This is a genomic window from Aeromonas molluscorum, from assembly GCF_051376105.1.
GTDB lineage: Bacteria > Pseudomonadota > Gammaproteobacteria > Enterobacterales > Aeromonadaceae > Aeromonas > Aeromonas molluscorum.
Genome location: NZ_JBPQCY010000001.1, coordinates 1,799,590 through 1,814,597 on the forward strand (window position 1 = coordinate 1,799,590; position 15,008 = coordinate 1,814,597).

General features: G+C 56.4%; 17 protein-coding genes. 11 read left to right on the plus strand and 6 right to left on the minus strand.

Features of this window, described 5'->3' with window-relative positions:
* Positions 1 to 20: 20 nt before the first annotated feature.
* The 3 genes from ACSMDR_RS08820 (at position 21) to ACSMDR_RS08830 (ending at position 3,503) form a co-directional block, all read left to right on the plus strand.
* Positions 21 to 2,078 carry a protein-disulfide reductase DsbD family protein gene (locus tag ACSMDR_RS08820; protein ID WP_436467949.1) on the plus strand — a complete coding sequence of 686 codons (2,058 nt, stop codon included), beginning with the start codon at positions 21 to 23 and terminating at the stop codon, positions 2,076 to 2,078.
* Between the two features lie 10 nt (positions 2,079 to 2,088).
* On the plus strand, positions 2,089 to 2,823 hold the full coding sequence (locus ACSMDR_RS08825; RefSeq protein WP_436467950.1) for a DsbA family protein: 735 nt from the start codon (positions 2,089 to 2,091) through the stop codon (positions 2,821 to 2,823).
* A 158-nt stretch (positions 2,824 to 2,981) separates the two neighbouring features.
* Positions 2,982 to 3,503, plus strand: a complete 522-nt coding sequence (locus tag ACSMDR_RS08830; protein WP_436467951.1) for a protein disulfide oxidoreductase — start codon at positions 2,982 to 2,984, stop codon at positions 3,501 to 3,503.
* 64 nt (positions 3,504 to 3,567) lie between these two features.
* On the opposite strand, the gene ACSMDR_RS08835 is transcribed toward ACSMDR_RS08830, so the two are convergent.
* Positions 3,568 to 3,987: an EF-hand domain-containing protein gene (locus tag ACSMDR_RS08835; RefSeq protein ID WP_436467952.1), complete on the minus strand. Its 420-nt coding sequence runs from the start codon at positions 3,985 to 3,987 to the stop codon at positions 3,568 to 3,570.
* 367 nt (positions 3,988 to 4,354) lie between these two features.
* Here ACSMDR_RS08835 and atcJ point away from each other — a divergent pair, with 367 nt between their 5' ends.
* The 8 genes from atcJ to ACSMDR_RS08875 all read left to right on the plus strand — a co-directional run bounded on the left by atcJ (position 4,355) and on the right by ACSMDR_RS08875 (position 9,506).
* Positions 4,355 to 4,639: a cold adaptation protein ActJcold adaptation protein ActJ gene (gene atcJ / locus ACSMDR_RS08840; protein ID WP_005894231.1), complete on the plus strand. Its 285-nt coding sequence runs from the start codon at positions 4,355 to 4,357 to the stop codon at positions 4,637 to 4,639.
* Between the two features lie 6 nt (positions 4,640 to 4,645).
* Positions 4,646 to 5,173: a cold adaptation protein AtcA gene (gene atcA / locus ACSMDR_RS08845; RefSeq protein WP_436467953.1), complete on the plus strand. Its 528-nt coding sequence runs from the start codon at positions 4,646 to 4,648 to the stop codon at positions 5,171 to 5,173.
* A 23-nt stretch (positions 5,174 to 5,196) separates the two neighbouring features.
* Positions 5,197 to 5,958, plus strand: a complete 762-nt coding sequence (gene atcB / locus ACSMDR_RS08850; protein WP_436467954.1) for a cold adaptation protein AtcB — start codon at positions 5,197 to 5,199, stop codon at positions 5,956 to 5,958.
* Between the two features lie 11 nt (positions 5,959 to 5,969).
* Positions 5,970 to 6,887 carry a cold adaptation protein AtcC gene (gene atcC / locus ACSMDR_RS08855; RefSeq protein WP_005894234.1) on the plus strand — a complete coding sequence of 306 codons (918 nt, stop codon included), beginning with the start codon at positions 5,970 to 5,972 and terminating at the stop codon, positions 6,885 to 6,887.
* A 342-nt stretch (positions 6,888 to 7,229) separates the two neighbouring features.
* Positions 7,230 to 7,445, plus strand: coding sequence for a YMGG-like glycine zipper-containing protein (locus ACSMDR_RS08860; protein WP_436467955.1), 216 nt, complete (start codon positions 7,230 to 7,232; stop codon positions 7,443 to 7,445).
* Between the two features lie 210 nt (positions 7,446 to 7,655).
* Positions 7,656 to 7,907: a hypothetical protein gene (locus ACSMDR_RS08865; RefSeq protein WP_436468234.1), complete on the plus strand. Its 252-nt coding sequence runs from the start codon at positions 7,656 to 7,658 to the stop codon at positions 7,905 to 7,907.
* A gap of 184 nt (positions 7,908 to 8,091) precedes the next feature.
* The gene (locus ACSMDR_RS08870; protein WP_436467956.1) at positions 8,092 to 8,466 is read left to right on the plus strand and encodes a hypothetical protein; all 375 of its coding nucleotides are present in this window, start codon (positions 8,092 to 8,094) and stop codon (positions 8,464 to 8,466) included.
* A 239-nt stretch (positions 8,467 to 8,705) separates the two neighbouring features.
* Positions 8,706 to 9,506, plus strand: a complete 801-nt coding sequence (locus ACSMDR_RS08875; RefSeq protein WP_436467957.1) for a CPBP family intramembrane glutamic endopeptidase — start codon at positions 8,706 to 8,708, stop codon at positions 9,504 to 9,506.
* A gap of 205 nt (positions 9,507 to 9,711) precedes the next feature.
* Here ACSMDR_RS08875 and ACSMDR_RS08880 read toward each other — a convergent pair whose 3' ends face one another.
* From ACSMDR_RS08880 to parC, 5 genes are all read right to left on the minus strand, one after another.
* Complete coding sequence (locus tag ACSMDR_RS08880) at positions 9,712 to 10,662, minus strand: transposase (protein ID WP_436467958.1); 951 nt, start codon at positions 10,660 to 10,662, stop codon at positions 9,712 to 9,714.
* A gap of 92 nt (positions 10,663 to 10,754) precedes the next feature.
* Positions 10,755 to 11,480 carry an MFS transporter gene (locus ACSMDR_RS08885; RefSeq protein WP_436467959.1) on the minus strand — a complete coding sequence of 242 codons (726 nt, stop codon included), beginning with the start codon at positions 11,478 to 11,480 and terminating at the stop codon, positions 10,755 to 10,757.
* Positions 11,477 to 11,698, minus strand: a complete 222-nt coding sequence (locus ACSMDR_RS08890; RefSeq protein WP_436467960.1) for a hypothetical protein — start codon at positions 11,696 to 11,698, stop codon at positions 11,477 to 11,479. Before ACSMDR_RS08890 ends, ACSMDR_RS08885 begins: the two co-directional genes overlap by 4 nt.
* A 99-nt stretch (positions 11,699 to 11,797) precedes the next feature.
* Positions 11,798 to 12,529, minus strand: a complete 732-nt coding sequence (locus ACSMDR_RS08895; RefSeq protein ID WP_436467961.1) for a ferritin-like domain-containing protein — start codon at positions 12,527 to 12,529, stop codon at positions 11,798 to 11,800.
* Positions 12,530 to 12,701: 172 nt separating this feature from the next.
* Positions 12,702 to 14,993 carry a DNA topoisomerase IV subunit A gene (gene parC, locus ACSMDR_RS08900; protein WP_436467962.1) on the minus strand — a complete coding sequence of 764 codons (2,292 nt, stop codon included), beginning with the start codon at positions 14,991 to 14,993 and terminating at the stop codon, positions 12,702 to 12,704.
* Between the last annotated feature and the right edge of the window lie 15 nt (positions 14,994 to 15,008).

Genomic DNA, 15,008 nt, shown 5'->3' on the forward strand with positions numbered 1-15,008 from the left:
ATTTATTGCGAGACACATCAATGACTAGATTGATCAAAACGGCGCTGCTGCTGGTCTGCCTTGGCTGGCAGGCGATGGCTATCGCCACTGATAGCGGCTGGCTGACCAGCGCGCAAAACGACCATGCCCGTGTACGGCTGCAAGGGGATTTCAGCAACCCGGCCCAGAGCCGCCTGTTGCTCGAGGTCGAACTCGAATCCGGCTGGAAGAGTTATTGGCGCAGCCCGGGGCAGGGGGGCATAGCACCCCAGATCCTCTGGCAGCACGAAGCACCAACCCAAGTCCAATGGCACTGGCCGACCCCGAAGCGTTTCGAGGTCGCCGGACTCAGCACCCAGGGTTACCAGGGGGACGTCCGCTTCCCCATGACCCTGAATGCGTCCAAAGGCAGCACCTTGAGCGGCATACTGCGCCTCTCCACCTGCAGCAACGTCTGCATACTGACCGACTTCCCCTTCCAGCTGGTACTCGCTGACGCAGCCCCTGCGGGCTTTGACTTTGCCTATGCCCAAGCCATGAGCACCCTGCCCCAGGCGATGGCGAGCGACATCCAGCTAACGGCCGGGTATGGCGCCAATGAGCTGCAACTGGTTGCCGAGCGCCCTCAGGGCTGGCAGCAGCCGGCCATCTTCCTCGACGGTCAGGCAGAGGCCGAGTTTGGCGAGCCCAAGCTACAGGTCGAAGGCCAGCGTCTGGTGGCCCGCATTCCGGTCAGCGATGGCTGGCAAGGGGATGCCCCGGATCTCACAGGGAGACTACAGGGCTTACTGCTGGTCGATGGCGAACAAGCCTGGCAGGGAGAGACGTCCATCAATGCCCCCCTGGCGCTGCCAGCGGCCGGGTCTGACAGTGGCCACTCGCTACTCTGGCTGATCGGCACCGCGCTGCTCGGTGGCCTCATTCTTAATCTGATGCCCTGCGTACTGCCGGTACTGGCCCTCAAGTTGGGTTCCATCCTGCAACTGGAGACGCGAGCACGTCGTCCCATCCGTCTGCAATTTCTGGCCGCCAGTGCCGGGATCCTGGTCTCCTTCTGGGCATTGGCCCTCATGAGCACCTTGCTGCGCGCCACCCAAGGTGCCGTCGGCTGGGGTATCCAGTTCCAGAGTGTCTGGTTTATCGGCTTCATGGTGATGGTCACCCTGCTGTTTTGCGCCAACTTGCTGGGATTGTTCGAGTTTCGCCTGCCAAGCCGCCTCAGTACCCGACTCGCCACCACGGGTGACAACAGCCTCGGCGGCCACTTCCTGCAGGGCAGCTTTGCCACCCTGCTGGCAACCCCTTGTTCGGCTCCCTTCCTCGGCACCGCGGTCGCCTTTGCTCTCGGAGCGCCCCTGGGTCAGCTCTGGCTCATCTTCACCGCCCTGGGTATCGGCATGAGCCTGCCCTGGCTCGCCATCGCCGCCTGGCCCAGCCTCGCACTCTGGCTGCCAAAACCCGGCCCCTGGATGGGACGACTGCGCATGCTGCTCGGCCTGATGATGCTGGGTTCCAGCCTCTGGCTGCTGAGCCTGCTCTCTGCCCACCTCGGCAGCCTGACCACCGGCTGGCTGATGGCCGCTGTACTGCTGGCACTGCTGGTCGCCATCGGCTGGCGCCATGGCGTGCGTGGCTTCACCCTGACCCTGGCGCTCTCTGCCCTGATTGGTGGCGCCCTGCTGCTAGGCGGCGCCCTCACGGCGCCAAATACCCCCCAGAGGGAGACGGTGCAGTGGTTACCCCTGTCGGAATCGGCGCTGCAACAGGCTCTGACCGATAACAAGCGGGTCTTCATTGATGTCACCGCCGACTGGTGTGTGACCTGTAAGGCCAATAAATACAATGTGTTGCTACGAGATGAGGTGCAAAGCGCCCTCTCGGCACCGGATGTGGTTGCCCTGCGGGGTGACTGGACCCGGCCCAACGACAGCCTGGCCGCCTTCCTGCGCGCCCGGGGCGCCGTGGCCGTGCCCTTCAACCAGATTTACGGCCCCGGCCTGCCCAAGGGAGAGGTGCTCTCCCCCTTGCTCGACAAAGCCGATCTGCTCACCACCTTGCACAAGGCTGGCCTGCTCAAGGCTGGCACTACTCGCTTCTAAGGAAAACTTGATGAAACCGACCCTGATCACTCTGACCCTGCTCGGCGCCCTGTCCACCCTGGCCCCCAGCCTGCATGCCGCCCCCTTCACCCCGGAGCAGGAGGCCCGTATCAAGGAGCTGATCCGCGAGACGCTGGTGGCCAACCCGAAGATCCTCGATGAGGCGGCCGACGCCTGGGAGAAGCAGAACACGGCGGATCAAGCCGCCCAGCTTGGCAACATCATAAAAAGCAACCAGCAAGCGCTGTTCATGAGCCCCACCAGCCCGCGCCTGGGGGCCAAGCATCCCAAGCTGACCCTGGTCTCCTTCACCGATTACAACTGCCCTTACTGCAAACAGTTCGATCCGCACCTGACCCGTCTGCTCAAGGAGCATCCGGATCTCGGTCTGGTGATCAAGCTGCTGCCCTTCAAGGGGCAAACGTCCGCCAAAGCGGCCCAGTACAGCCTGACCCTGTGGCAACAGGATCCGGCTCGCTTCCTCCCACTCCATGAAAAGTTGATGAGCAAGCAGGGGATGTTGACCGAGGCGGACATCAACAAGGCGCTGGCCGCCACCGGCAATGTGGCTCTCAAACCAGCAGACAAGGCGACCGAGGAGCTGCGCACCAGCCTGCGCCTGGGCACCTTGCTCGGCGTGCAGGGCACACCGGCCACCCTGATTGGCAGCCAGCTGGTGCCGGGAGCCATCTCCTATGACGAACTCGAGCGCCTGGTGAAGGCCGAGTTGGCCAAACAGAGCTGATCGCGGATGCTGCGCTCGGAGAGCACGGCATCCGGCACTTGGCTCGGCATGCAAGGCGCTCTCTATACAAAACGACCAAGGTTGAGGAGAGCGCATCTCCCAGAAAGCGCTGCAGCGCCCCTTGTTGCCGCGCTGACCAAACAGGAAGAAGAGACACCATGACAGACGCTGTGAAAAAGAGGGCACGCTGGCGGCGTTGGGGCAAAGAGGTGCTCTGGCTGCTGTTGTTTGCCGTTATCATCTCCACCGCGCTGGACTTCTGGCGTGGCCCGGCCCTGCCAGAAGGGAGCCCACTGCCAACGCTGATATTGAGCGATGGCAGCCGCGCCGATCTGCTGGCCCTTAGCCGGGACAAACCGCTGCTGGTCTACTACTGGGCAAGCTGGTGCGGCGTGTGTCGCTTCACCACCCCGACGGTGGAGCAGATGTGGCAAGAGGGTGACAATGTGCTGACGGTGGCACTGCGCTCGGGCAACGATGAGCAACTGCGCCGCGGTATGACCAAGAAGGGACTGAGCTTCCCGACCCATAACGACGAGCAGGGCACACTCGCCGCCCGTTGGCAGGTCGGCGTCACCCCCAGCTTCCTGATCCTCAAGGATGGCAAGGTGGTCGGCACCACCACCGGCTGGAGCAGTCGCTGGGGATTGAAGCTCCGGCTGCTGTGGGCAAGCTGGTAATCCAATAAGAAGGAGCCCGGTGATGAGCCGGGCTCTTTTTAAATTGGCATCGGCACCGTCTCCGTTATTGCGCCGCTGGCATGGCCCCAGCGCCTAGCCTGGCTTTGGCGTTGGCCCGTTCAGTTTCATCGCTCACGCCATCACCGTTCTGATCCAGACGGGTAAAGAGGGTTTCATGACGCGCCATGAACTGCTCCCTGGTGATGTCTTGCATGGGTTGTCTCTTGCCCACGCGCCCCGGCATGACCTTGCCTGATTGCTTCATCCTATCTTGCATCCTGGCCATAGCAGCCTCCCTTTCGGCAACCGACAAGATGCCATCACCATTGCTGTCCTGGCGGGTGAAACGCTGCCCGGCTCTCTCCATGAACTGGGCCTTGGTGAGATCCCCCTTGATAAGCACCAGGGGTTCATCGAAGAACTCATCGGCGGCGACGACGAGGCCGCCCAGCAAAGCCAGAGGCAGAAGATAAAGTTTTAACATGGCTGTTTATTCCTTTTGATGGCCTCGCTCTTGCCGAGTCCTGATGAGGATCGCCAGGGCAGGCCCCTTGTCACATGCACACCCGGTCCAGCGATGTGGCACCGGGGCGAATGCACTATCCACCCGCCACAGGTACCCTCTGTCTGGGTAGTCCCCATGGCGGGATGTCCCTCCCGGGTGCTTGCCGGACCGGAATATAGAGGACCGATACCAGGTCACGGCAAACTCATTTGGCGGATCACATCCTATTCATGGCAGAGCGGCGCTATTTCCGTTAAAATGACGGGTTTTTCGCCGTACCTGGTTTTCTCCGCCCAACCAGGGCCAGCATTGTGACTTCTCTGTTGCCAGTGAGGCAGGATCTGCCATGAACAACTACTTTCGGGTGCTGGGTGTAAAATCCAACGCCAACGAAAACGACATCAAAAAAGCCTATCGACGACTGTCGAACCAGTATCACCCCGACAAGCTGCTCGGGGCCACCGAAGAAGAACAAGCGCGCGCAGCCGTCTTGCTGCAACAGGTGAAACAGGCCTACGAGGTTCTTTCGGACCCCAAGAAAAAGGCCGCCTTCATCAAGGACTTTAACAACGTTATTGTGACCGACCCGACCTCTGCCATGCAGGAGTTATGGGATCAATTCTATCCCTGAGGCTGTATGAAAAAGACATTGGATCTGGCGCGTATCAAGGCGCTGATGAGTGACGCCAGCGAGAACATCGAATCCTACCGTGATGTGGACCAGCCCAAGGCGCTGGAACAGTTCACCGGCAAGATGAAAGCGCTGCTGCTGGCCGACATGAGCATGCTGGAGTTCATGCCCGAATACCTGCCGCTGGCCCTCTATGGCCGGGTGCAGTTTTCTGTCCATGCCAAGCCGGCTTGGCGCAACTGGATCGGCCAAGGCGAGCAGCCCAGCTGGGACGAATTCAAGACGTCCGTGGCCTTCAACAACGCCGACCTGCCCCTGGTCAAGGCAGTGCGAGCCCAGAGCGAAGATACCCTTATCGAAGCCTGCGCCGTGCTCTATCTGCTGGACAATCCCCTGCCCCGCGGCGCCCGTGATGACGACTACGCCATGCCCCGCGATGAAGACGAGGACGAGGGAGAAAACGCCGACGCTGACTACGACGGCGGCGAGGATGAAGAGGGCGAGCAGGATATGTACAACGAAGTGCGTTTCTAATTTGAAGCAACTTGGGGTAAAGAATGAATAGTCTGATTGAAATTGCCGCCATCGAGATCAAAGAACTGGCCGTGATCGAGCCCAAGCAGGCCAGCGAGAAATTCGAGCTGATCGCCATGACAATGTCCGACGATCAGTTGGCTGAAGTCATTGAAAATATTGATATCGTCACCCTGACCCAGATCAACGGCCAGCATGACATCTCCTTCCCGTCCATCATCTCCGAGCTGATGACTCCGGAGCGGATCCGCGACATCGTCTGCCAGCAGCCGCTCTACTGGGAAGAGGCCATCAAGAACAATGCCGAAGAGCTGCAACAGCACACCTTCGACTTCCTCAACTACCTGATCCGCACCCAGGAGAGCGAGGCCAAGCAGCGCGAGATCCTGGAGTGCATCGCCGAGGATCCGGCTGGCCTCTTCTACCTCGCCATCCCCTTCATCGAGTTCTATCGCGGTGAGCAGCTTGACGACAAGGATGGGGTGCCGGATCTGCTGCACGCCGAAGAGGAAGATCTGGAAGAGGCGCTCTCCTACAGCGATCGTCAGCTGAGCGAGAATGCCCATGACTACTCCCTCGACGATCCGCGCAGCTTGCTGATGCTGATCCGCCAGCAGGCTCCCGAGGTGGAGCAGGCCATCAAAGCCCTGCTACGCAACGAGAACAGCAGCTGGGATGGCATCATCAACAAGTTTGCCGCCGAGCTGGTGATGCAGGCCAAAGACAAGAACCAGGTCAGCGACGAGTACAGCGAAGTGGACGACATGTTCAGCTTTCTGGATTAAGGGGCGCTTCGATGTCACAGGTAACGCAGCTAGTCATACGCGAGTCCAATCAGGGCCCCTTCCTCAGTCAAGTGCTGCGTTTTGGCACTGACAGTGAACGCTTGAGCACCCAGCAGCTGGCCGCCATCAAAGGCAAGGCCGTGCTGATGAGCCTGAAGTTCGCCGACAAGTACTACAACAAGTACAAGATGCATCTGCTGGAACAAGCCGCCCACGATGTCATTGGCGTGGTCAGCCTGGGGTTGCAGGAGCTCTCCCAGCGGGACGCCGCCAAGGCACTGGCCCTGCTACAAGCACCGGAAGGCCCCATCAAGCCGTTCCAGAAGGGCTGGTCCATGCTGATCTCGGTCAGTCCCAAGCCGCTGGGCAGCAACAACCTCTTTGGCGACGTGGATGCCCGTCTGCTCGATAAAATATCCAGCCCGCCGGATGTGGAAGAGTGGCAAGGGTGGCAGGAGTACGAGAAGGCGCTGGTGGAGCATAACAAGGCCCGCCTGATGAGCCTGATTGATCAACACTTCTTCGCCTGCGAGAACGATCACCCCACCATGGAAGACAAGCTGGCCGAAGCCCTGCTCTACCGCATCCTCTGTGGCCAGGGCAGCGGCACGGCGCCATTGAAGGTGAAGCAGGATCTCAAACGCCGTCTGGCGCGAGACATCGTGCTGCAAGAGGCCTGGTATGATACCGACTATCTGGCCGCCCAGCTGGATCTGATGCTGACCGAGCTGCCGGGCGAGCTGATCGCCGGCCTGCGCCAGGAGCTCAGCCGGGGTTTTGTCAGCAACCTGCTACACACACTGGGTTTTGTGCGCCAATACCAGCAGTTGCAGCAAGAGGGGGCCTCGCCGGAGAAGCTCGACAACATGGAGATGCGTGCCGGTCTCAAGCATCCCCTGCTCGGCTGGCCCCTCTACCACGACTTCTAGTGACTGGTTGTGCCTTAGCCTGCTCCAACGCCCGGCCCGCCGGGCGTTGTCATATCTGTATCAAGCCATCCGAAAAAGGCCGGGATACGTTTTGGCCATAAAAAGGTCGCCCTATAAGCGCTAGCGTACAGACGCCCCTGCTTACGCGAGGGAAGCTGGTGTCATCACCCGAAGGGCGAGTGCCCGGCCGATACCCGCCCCCAGGTCAGGGGCATCCGCGATGTCCGCCAACGCCGCCATCAAGCAACCACTATCCGGGCTGATGCGTTGGGGGATAGGCAACCACCTCAGGGCAGCTTGCCCAATAGACCTGACATACGAAAAGCATCAAGAGGTAACCCCATGAACAAGATCCATGGTTTGGCACTAGGGGCTGTGGCAACGGCCCTGCTGATTAGCCTGACGGCTTGCTCCGGCATGTCGCAACAGGGCAAGAGTACCGCAGTGGGGGCCGGTATCGGTGCCGTCGGCGGCTCGGTACTGACCGGCGGCAGTGCGGCTGGCGCCATTGGCGGTGCCGTCGTCGGTGGCGTCATTGGCCACGAAATCAAAAAGTAACCTCCTCTGCTCACATATCATCCAGCGTCCGGTTAGCCGGGCGTTGTCATCGCTGCAGACGGCAGCAATCCCTTCTCGCCCTCATCAAGTCCCCTTGCTCAGACTACCTCCTAAGCATCATTGGCCCACTGTTTATAAGGGATACAATGATCCCCCATACCCGCAGCAGGGAAGCAAGTCGTGAGCAGAAAACCCGACCGCATTACCGCGATGCAGCAGATCATCGACGCCGTGAAGGCGGAATTTCCGCTCTATCAACCAGATACCTTCAAATGCGGGCCAGACAATAGCTGCATCGGCTGCCCCAAGAAGCTGATGGAGCTGGTCGACACTGACTTATCCTATTGGCAATATCAGATAGGTCGCGGTATCGCGCCCAGCTTCGACGAGATTTATCGCTTCGGCAAGATGTGCAAAAACATCCGTCGAGCACTGGTGAAAAGTGGCCGCATTCCCGCCTGATGCTTTATAAAAATCTGCACAATTTGCATGTTGCAGATCTCTTCATCTGCCAGAACAAGGGATAACCTTGTTCGCTGAGGCGCCGTTGATTGTTTGCAATGAAACAGGCTGGCCGCCGGTCTAGGATGACAGCTCTCTTAGGCTGACCGAGCTGACCCCACATCACAATTCAGGAGGAAACATCATGACCCAAGAAAGGATCCAGACCCGATACCGGCTCGATGGCCCCCTTGCCACTCAGGCCGAGTTGGAGCAGGCCACCGCCCGGGCAATAGAACACCACAAGCAGGACTTCTTCCCCTTGCTGGAGCGGCTGGTGGACGTGGGAGACAGTCGGGTCAAGCTCAGTCAGAAAAATCCGCTACGGGTACTGGGGGTGGAGCTCGATGGGGCTCTGACCGGTGGCAGCGCCCGCCTCAACTACGAATCCAATTTCTCCGAGAGCTGCCTCATCATCAACGAATATGACCAGCACCAGACCAGCGTGCCCTTTCACCTGGAAGGGGATGAGCTTGTCTTCGACCTTGAGCTGCCCATCAAGTGGAATTTCAATAACTGACGGCTCAGCGGTGCAATTCAGCTTGTTTATTACACCGGCAGCATATATGAAATCGATGGGTGTCACTCATGGTGCCATGGGCAGAATGAAGCGCCAGTCAGGAAGGCGTGTGCTCCCGCAAGAAGGGATTTACACCTTGATGGGTGGTATTTAAATACAGATGCAAGAGCCGCTAATTAACCTAGTCATCTGGTATGCGGTTGTTTCCAGGACAACAAATTGAAATATCGAGGGTCACCATGCGTGAACACCAATTTCCAGCAATGCCGGGATTGAATGACAGTGATTACTATGGTTTAGAGCGCAAAAGTGCCGGGGATTTCCCCTTCTATCGCCAAGATCCTCATGCCTTGTCTGGCCGCAGCTGGGGGCTGATCCTGCTGGGTGTGGCGCTGGGTTTCGCCGTAATGACGGCGCCCATTGGGTTTTATACAACCACGGCGGGTGGCTTCGTACCCGCCATCCTGTTTCCTCTCATCCCCCTGGCCGTGCTCGCCATGGTGGCGGGAAAAGGGTGGCGAGCGCTGTTTCGAACGCCGACACGGCGGGATTTCCTCTTGATGGTGACGATTGCCGGCACAAATATTCTGGTGTCCGTGACCGTTGCATTAATCCTGCAGCATGTGTTCAAGATGAATGAAAACCCTGTCAACAGCGTGCTGGTAGAGGCTTCCAATACGGCCCGGATCCTCTTTTATTTAAAGACGCTACCTCAACTCTTCGGCGAGGAAGTGGTCTCCATCTTGCCTTTTCTGGCCATCCTCTGGTTTTGTCACGAAAAACTCACCATGACTCGCAAACAAGCACTGATCAGCGCCTGGCTCTGCACCGCTCTCATCTTTGGGGCATTGCACCTGCCCACTTATGACTGGAATTTTCTGCAATGTTTTCTGGTGATCGGGACGGCCCGCATTATTCTGTTGAGTGGCTACATCATCACCAAAAATATCTGGGTATCAACCGGCGCACACATCATCAATGATTGGCTGCTATTTACTCTCATGGTGCTCCTTCATGGTGGCGGCCATGCAGGGATATAATGCAAGCCATGACAATTGGAGGACAACTGGGACACCCACCTTTTTGGACAGGCATCACTAGGTCAATGACTCGACACTTCGTGGACGTGGCTGCAGCAACAATATCTCTGCTCCGCCTCCGGTTCAGGCAGTACGAGTAAAAAACAGGCTCAGCGACGCTATGAGAAGCAAGAACAGTTGGGGAAGGTGAGGTGCATCAGGCTGTCTAGTCGCTAGGCTGGTAACAACGCAGCTGACCACAATGCAGTGCAAACTGTTGGCGATGCTGATGGTCGCCTATCGCTCTGATACCCCGCCGCCGGAACAGGGTCACCTGTCGAAGCCAGACGGATTTATCAAGTCCTAGTCGTTCCATAATGACAGCAAGGTGAACCGGAATGTGGCCGCGCTTGTCTGCCCTGATGGCGCGCCCTGTCCAATCGACCAGCATCAGATAATCGATAAAGGCATAGGGCAAGCAGCCGGACCTCTCCTTATCGGCAAACGGTAGCAACAGCGGGGGCAAGGCTTCAGCTGGGGGCGTATTATCAAGGCGTTGCTTGATACTTGTGTAGTCGCTCTGCTCTGGTCGGTCGGCAAGGGCTGCCCGCACCGGATTGAGATCTACATAAGTCATGCAAGCCAGCAAAGCTGATTCGGTGAGCAGCGCCTGACTTTTAAAGCGACCTTCCCAGAAATGGCCCTTGCAGCCATCTTCCAGATTGGCCTGGCGAGCCAGAGTTTCATTGAGCAGCCGCACAAACCAACTGATGGAGTAAAGCCGTTCGCGCCACTGCCCTATCAGTTGTTTAACCACTGCAATCTCAGGTTCAATCAGGGATTCCCCCTGATACCAGCGCCGCACCAGCAGCGGCCATTGGAACAACGCAGCCCAACGCTCGACCACCTCCCGCTCACTCCAGTTGGCGGCGGTATCGGGCTCAACCTTGAGCACCAGGTGGTAATGATTGCTCATCACTGCATAGGCGCAGATGCCGATGGCAAACAGCCTCGACAGCTGGCCCAGCTTGTCGACCACCCACTGGCGCCGATGTTCGTAGCTCTGACCTGAATGGGTGTCTTCCCCACACAAAAAAGCCCGCCGCACACAGCGACTGACCACGTGGTAGTAAGGCGTATCCTGCAAACTGATTTGACGTGAACGAGCAATGGTCATGGCGCATCCCTCGACAGTGACTCCTCAAGCCAAGTACAGCTCTACACCTTTGTCAAAAAGGTGGATGTCCCAGTTTTTTGTTAACCTACGGGCTAATCAGCAATGTGGTTTATTGTAAAAGATACACTTGTCGTAGCGGATATATCATCGGGCGTCGCTATTGACTTGAAATAACTTCTCAATGCTATTGACAATGAAAATGCCAAAGCATCCAGTATATATAATATAGACGCACTTGCTTGGCTTTCTACTTGTGAGTATAAAATGAAGATAAGTGTAATGATTATATACTCTAAAGAGAGGGTTCTTTTTGGACCCAACCTAGTTACCAACACACCGATCTTTGGTGCAAAAAAAACAGTTACTATGTGAGCGATGAAAAATAACACAGCCATATTTGAAGCACTGAAATTAAATTTCTCAACCAACAGGAATCCTGCAAACACGACAAATATTTGCCGCCTTGCACCAGCGAGGAAAGTAAGTAGATAGTAAAGCTTATATTTTTTTCTCAACACAGGTTTGTTTTTTTGAGGTGGCGTTGTCGTCTTTATTTGTTGAAATGTGGATAAATACAGAGCTATTAATACGGCACTTACTCCACTGGCAAGAAATACAATATTTAATGTAACATTAAATATGTTCAGCATTGATAATATCAAAACAAAACCAATGATTCCAAAAAATGAATCAGCTGACCTTAGCTGGCCCATTCTTTCATTAAACTCTGATTGAGTATAGAACTGCGTAGTTAATGAAGAGCTCAATGACTCTAGATAATGGAATCCTATCTGGCCGGTATAGCAAACATGATTCATTTCGTAAAATAAAATCCGTAAATACTCGGAAACATGCCAGTTATAGATACGCCAATACCAAGAATGGCCAATGATATAATTGCCATTCTCTGCTCTTTAATAAACATCAACCAAAATAAAACTGTAAATGCAAGCAATCCAGGAATTTCCCTAAGGCTTTGTAAGACCCCAAGTGTATCTCCATCCATTCCAACAACATCAACCGCAAAGTTGTTCATGACCACTCGCCATCCTGTATTAGATATGGCTACAGCAGCACCGATCCAGATAAGGAAGCCCGTATTGGACTTCCTGAAAACATCATTGAGCCATAACATTTATGCTGCCTCTTTCATGATTTCAGCAATATTGTCATACATAAATTGACTCATATTAGTTAGATCCTGCCAAGTCTCTTTATTCGTGTGATTAATGCACTCTACAAATATCTGACAGAGGGACTCATCTTCCTCAAGCCAATTACTTACAGTCTGGCCGGTATAGCAAACATGATTGATTTCATCACGCATTATTTTTTCAATTGCAGGCTTCATTTTTAACAATTTTTCATCTTGAAGTTCATTAAGAACATTCAAATAGTGTCGTAACATAGTCCACGAACGCACCTCTATTGAATGCACTCGACAAATAAACTGTTTGAGATCATCATCAAAGTCAAAAACAGAATTTATTTCTTCAGCATGTTCAGAAAAGTCCTCTGTTTCTACTTCATACCCTGTGTATTGCACTAACTCTGCAAACATGGACGAATGATTCATTTCATCATTGACATGCTTTAGCATTTTATCACGAAGTTCTTTATCGGCATATCGTTCTGCAATTATCCTTACTCGCGCAGCACCTTTAGCTTCATCTATCGCATTTTGAATAAGATTGAAAGCCATCATTTTTTTGCTATTGAAGACGGTTCTAACAATCCCTTCCATGATTGGAGATGTGTAAGATAAATCTGCAATAAGATTATCTAGGACAATCCCCCTATATTTTTCACAAATAGTAATTTCATTTCTCTCATACAGAGAGAATAAATCCTCTGCTAATTTGATCACATGTGTTTCCTCGTTGAAAAATGGGCGGTATAATCCGCCCACTTAAATGACACCAAAATTAATTTTTTTGGAAGGCAGAGTTAGCACGAACCAAACGCGGAGGATTAAAAGAAGAAATACCCTTGATGGTGATAGAGATAGCACTCAGCACTTTATTCTCTCTTCTTTACCATTACCCTTCCTGATTGTCCCCCACTACCGTCTCGCCGGCGGCGGGTTCTATCTCTATTCTATCCACCCGCTGCAAACCGCGGGGCAGCTTGGCGCCGCGGCGGCCGCGCTCGCCGCGGTAGTAGTCAAGGTCAGATGGCTTAAGAGTGAGCTTGCGCTTGCCAGCAAACAGGGTGACCGACTGACCCTGCGGGATGACGGCGGCCATGACAACAAACTCCTCCCGCGCCTTCACGCGAGCCGACGGAATGCTGATCAGCTTGTTGCCCTTGCCCTTGCCGAGTACCGGCAGGGTGTTGAGCGGGAACAGCAGCATGCGCCCTTCGTTGGAGATAGCCATGCAGAGATCGGTCTCCGGCGAGCCAATCTTCTGGGGCGCCATCACCTGACCCCCTTCCGGCACGGTGAGCAGTGCCTTGCCGTTCTTGTTCTTGCCGATGAGGTCGTCATAGGTACAGACAAAGCCGTAACCAGCATCGGAACAGATGAGGTAGGGTTCCCCCTCGTTGCCCATCACCAGATGGCGCACCTCTTCCCCTGCCCCCAGCGCAAAGCGACCGGTGAGCGGCTCGCCCTGACTGCGCGCGGATGGCAGGGTGTGGGATTCGAGGGCGTAGGTTCTCCCCAGGGTGGAGAGGAACACCGCCTGCTGGTTGCTGCGGCCACAGGCGTGGGCCAGATAGCTGTCCCCCGCCTTGTAGGAGAGCCCCGCCACATCGACATCGTGGCCCTTGGCGGCGCGCACCCACCCCTTGTCGGAGAGGATGACGGTGACCGGTTCGCTAGGCACCAGCTCTTTCTCGGTCAGCGCCACCGCGGTGGCCCGCTCCACCAGCGGGGTGCGACGATCGTCGCCGTACTTCTCGGCATCCGCCAGCAGCTCTTTCTTGAGCAGGGTGTTGAGGCGACGCTCCGAGCCCAGCAGCAGTTCGAGCTTGTCACGCTCTATGGCCAGTTCGTCCTGCTCGGCGCGCAGCTTGAACTCTTCCAGCTTGGCCAGATGGCGCAGTTTCAGCTCGAGGATCGCCTCGGCCTGGGTCTCGCTGATGTTGAAGCGCTCCACCATCACCTTGCCCGGCTCATCCTCGGTGCGGATGATCTCGATCACCTCGTCGATGTTGAGGTAGGCCACCAGCAAGCCTTCGAGGATGTGCAGGCGGGCCAGCACCTTGTCGAGGCGATACTGCAGGCGACGGCGCACAGTCTCGCGGCGGAAAATGATCCACTCGGAGAGGATCATCTTGAGGGTCTTCACCTGGGGGCGGTTGTCCAGCCCCAGGATGTTGAGGTTGACGCGATAGTTCTTCTCCAGATCCGTGGTGGCGAACAGGTGGGCCATCAGCGCCTCCATGTCCACCCGGTTGGAGCGGGGAATGATCACTAGACGGGTCGGATTCTCATGGTCCGATTCGTCCCGCAGGTCGGTGACCATGGGCAGCTTCTTGGCCACCATCTGGGCGGCGATCTGCTCCATGATCTTGGCGCCGGAGGCCTGATGGGGCAGCGCCGTGATGACGATGTCGCCATCCTCCTCGTTCCACACCGCCCGCTGCTTGATGGAGCCCTTGCCGGTCTCGTAGATTTTGCGGATGTCATCGCGCGGGGTGATGATCTCGGCGCTGGTCGGGTAGTCGGGCCCCTGAATGTGCGCCATCAAGGCATCCAGCCCGGCATTGGGGTTGTCGAGCAGTTCGGCACAGGCGTAGGCCACTTCCCGCGCGTTGTGGGGCGGAATGTCGGTCGCCATCCCCACGGCGATGCCTGTGATGCCGTTGAGCAGTATGTGCGGCAGGCGGGCGGGCAGCACCACCGGTTCTTTCATGGTGCCGTCGAAGTTCGGCGTCCACTCCACTGTGCCCTGGCCGAGCTCGGAGAGCAGCAGCTCGGAGAAGCGCGACAGGCGCGCCTCGGTATAACGCATGGCGGCGAAGGATTTGGGATCGTCCGGCGCCCCCCAGTTGCCCTGACCGTCCACCAGCGGGTAGCGGTAGGAGAAGGGCTGGGCCATCAGCACCATGGCTTCATAACAGGCGCTGTCGCCGTGGGGGTGGTATTTACCCAGCACGTCACCCACGGTACGGGCGGATTTCTTGTGCTTGGAGAGGGCCGACAGACCCAGCTCGCTCATGGCGTAGATGATGCGCCGCTGCACGGGTTTGAGGCCATCGCCGATGTGGGGCAAGGCCCTGTCCATGATGACGTACATGGAGTAGTTCAAGTAAGCCTGTTCGGTAAAGGCGCGCATCGGCTGGCGCTCTACCCCATCCAGACTGAGCTCGATAGCATCACTCATGTGATTCTTCTCTTT